This window comes from Vibrio sp. S11_S32 (genome assembly GCF_014694465.1).
Lineage (GTDB): Bacteria > Pseudomonadota > Gammaproteobacteria > Enterobacterales > Vibrionaceae > Vibrio > Vibrio algicola.
In genome coordinates, this window is the sequence record NZ_JAAUWS010000099.1 from 1 (window position 1) to 3,159 (window position 3,159).

A 3,159-nucleotide genomic window follows, 5' to 3' on the forward strand; every position below is an offset into this window, starting at 1 on the left:
AAGACCCTTTTGGGTTGTATGGTTAAGTGAATAAGCGTACACGGTGGATGCCTAGGCAGTCAGAGGCGATGAAGGACGTATTAACTTGCGATAAGCGTAGATAAGGCAGTAAAAGCCACTTGAGTCTACGATTTCCGAATGGGGAAACCCACGTGCATAAGCACGTATTATTAACTGAATACATAGGTTAATAAGGCGAACCCGGGGAACTGAAACATCTAAGTACCCGGAGGAAGAGAAATCAACCGAGATTCCGAAAGTAGCGGCGAGCGAAATTGGATTAGCCCTTAAGCTTTATATGATGCAGGTGAAGGCTCTGGAAAGTGCCGCGATACAGGGTGATAGCCCCGTAACCGACACATCATACTAAGTGAAAACGAGTAAGGCGGGACACGTGATATCCTGTTTGAATATGGGGGGACCATCCTCCAAGGCTAAATACTCCTGACTGACCGATAGTGAACCAGTACCGTGAGGGAAAGGCGAAAAGAACCCCTGTGAGGGGAGTGAAATAGAACCTGAAACCGTGTACGTACAAGCAGTAGGAGCACCTTCGTGGTGTGACTGCGTACCTTTTGTATAATGGGTCAGCGACTTAATTTTAGTAGCAAGGTTAACCGTTTAGGGGAGCCGTAGGGAAACCGAGTCTTAACTGGGCGAATAGTTGCTAGGATTAGACCCGAAACCAGGTGATCTAGCCATGGGCAGGTTGAAGATTGAGTAACATCAATTGGAGGACCGAACCGACTAATGTTGAAAAATTAGCGGATGACTTGTGGCTAGGGGTGAAAGGCCAATCAAACCTGGAGATAGCTGGTTCTCCCCGAAAGCTATTTAGGTAGCGCCTCGGACGAATACTACTGGGGGTAGAGCACTGTTAAGGCTAGGGGGTCATCCCGACTTACCAACCCTTTGCAAACTCCGAATACCAGTAAGTAATATCCGGGAGACACACGGCGGGTGCTAACGTCCGTCGTGGAGAGGGAAACAACCCAGACCGCCAGCTAAGGTCCCAAAGTATAGCTAAGTGGGAAACGATGTGGGAAGGCTCAGACAGCCAGGATGTTGGCTTAGAAGCAGCCATCATTTAAAGAAAGCGTAATAGCTCACTGGTCGAGTCGGCCTGCGCGGAAGATGTAACGGGGCTAAGCTATACACCGAAGCTGCGGCAGCATAATTTATTATGCTGGGTAGGGGAGCGTTCTGTAAGCCGTTGAAGGTGAACTGAGAAGTTTGCTGGAGGTATCAGAAGTGCGAATGCTGACATGAGTAACGATAAAGGGAGTGAAAAACTCCCTCGCCGGAAGACCAAGGGTTCCTGTCCAACGTTAATCGGGGCAGGGTAAGTCGACCCCTAAGGCGAGGCTGAAAAGCGTAGTCGATGGGAAACGGGTTAATATTCCCGTACTTCTTATAAATGCGATGGGGGGACGGAGAAGGCTAGGTGGGCCTGGCGATGGTTGTCCAGGTTCAAGTGCGTAGGCTAATTTCTTAGGTAAATCCGGGAAATTGTTAGGCTGAGACACGATGTCGAGTCACTACGGTGATGAAGTCATTGATGCCATGCTTCCAGGAAAAGCCTCTAAGCTTCAGTTTATAAGAAATCGTACCCCAAACCGACACAGGTGGTCGGGTAGAGAATACCAAGGCGCTTGAGAGAACTCGGGTGAAGGAACTAGGCAAAATGGTACCGTAACTTCGGGAGAAGGTACGCTCCTGTTGGTGATGAGACTTGCTCTCTAAGCTGACGGGAGTCGCAGATACCAGGTGGCTGCAACTGTTTATTAAAAACACAGCACTGTGCAAAATCGTAAGATGACGTATACGGTGTGACGCCTGCCCGGTGCCGGAAGGTTAATTGATGGGGTTAGACTTCGGTCGAAGCTCTTGATCGAAGCCCCGGTAAACGGCGGCCGTAACTATAACGGTCCTAAGGTAGCGAAATTCCTTGTCGGGTAAGTTCCGACCTGCACGAATGGCGTAATGATGGCCACGCTGTCTCCACCCGAGACTCAGTGAAATTGAAATCGCTGTGAAGATGCAGTGTACCCGCGGCTAGACGGAAAGACCCCGTGAACCTTTACTACAGCTTGGCACTGAACATTGAACCTACATGTGTAGGATAGGTGGGAGACTTTGAAGCATTGTCGCTAGATGATGTGGAGTCGTCCTTGAAATACCACCCTTGTAGTTTTGATGTTCTAACATAGGTCCCTAATCGGGATTGTGGACAGTGCCTGGTGGGTAGTTTGACTGGGGCGGTCTCCTCCCAAAGAGTAACGGAGGAGCACGAAGGTGGGCTAAACACGGTTGGACATCGTGTGGTTAGTGCAATGGCATAAGCCCGCTTGACTGCGAGAATGACAATTCGAGCAGGTGCGAAAGCAGGTCATAGTGATCCGGTGGTTCTGAATGGAAGGGCCATCGCTCAACGGATAAAAGGTACTCCGGGGATAACAGGCTGATACCGCCCAAGAGTTCATATCGACGGCGGTGTTTGGCACCTCGATGTCGGCTCATCACATCCTGGGGCTGAAGTCGGTCCCAAGGGTATGGCTGTTCGCCATTTAAAGTGGTACGCGAGCTGGGTTTAGAACGTCGTGAGACAGTTCGGTCCCTATCTGCCGTGGGCGTTGGAAGATTGAAGGGGGCTGCTCCTAGTACGAGAGGACCGGAGTGGACGAACCACTGGTGTTCGGGTTGTCATGCCAATGGCATTGCCCGGTAGCTAAGTTCGGAATCGATAAGTGCTGAAAGCATCTAAGCACGAAGCGAGCCCTGAGATGAGTCTTCCCTGGCGCTTTAAGCGTCCTAAAGGGTTGTTCGAGACTAGAACGTTGATAGGCAGGGTGTGTAAGTGCTGCGAGGCATTGAGCTAACCTGTACTAATTGCCCGTGAGGCTTAACCATACAACACCTAAAGGGTTTTGTTGTTGGATTTAATAGAAGATACAGATAGATACTTGAATTTGTGTGAGAACGAATTAGCAAAGCAGCTTTCCGAATTAGTTAAGACGAAATCGTCTTAACAAAGAATATTGCTTGGCGACCATAGCATTGTGGACCCACCTGATTCCATGCCGAACTCAGAAGTGAAACGCAATAGCGCCGATGGTAGTGTGGGGTTTCCCCATGTGAGAGTAGGACATCGCCAGGCTT

Annotated in this window: 2 rRNA genes; both read left to right on the forward strand. The window is 49.9% G+C overall.

Annotated elements, in window-relative coordinates:
- The first annotated feature begins 20 nt into the window (after nucleotides 1-20).
- A 23S ribosomal RNA gene (locus HC723_RS16620) occupies nucleotides 21-2,910 on the forward strand.
- Between the two features lie 131 nt (nucleotides 2,911-3,041).
- Nucleotides 3,042-3,157: ribosomal RNA gene (gene rrf, locus HC723_RS16625) — 5S ribosomal RNA — on the forward strand.
- Nucleotides 3,158-3,159 lie beyond the last annotated feature (2 nt).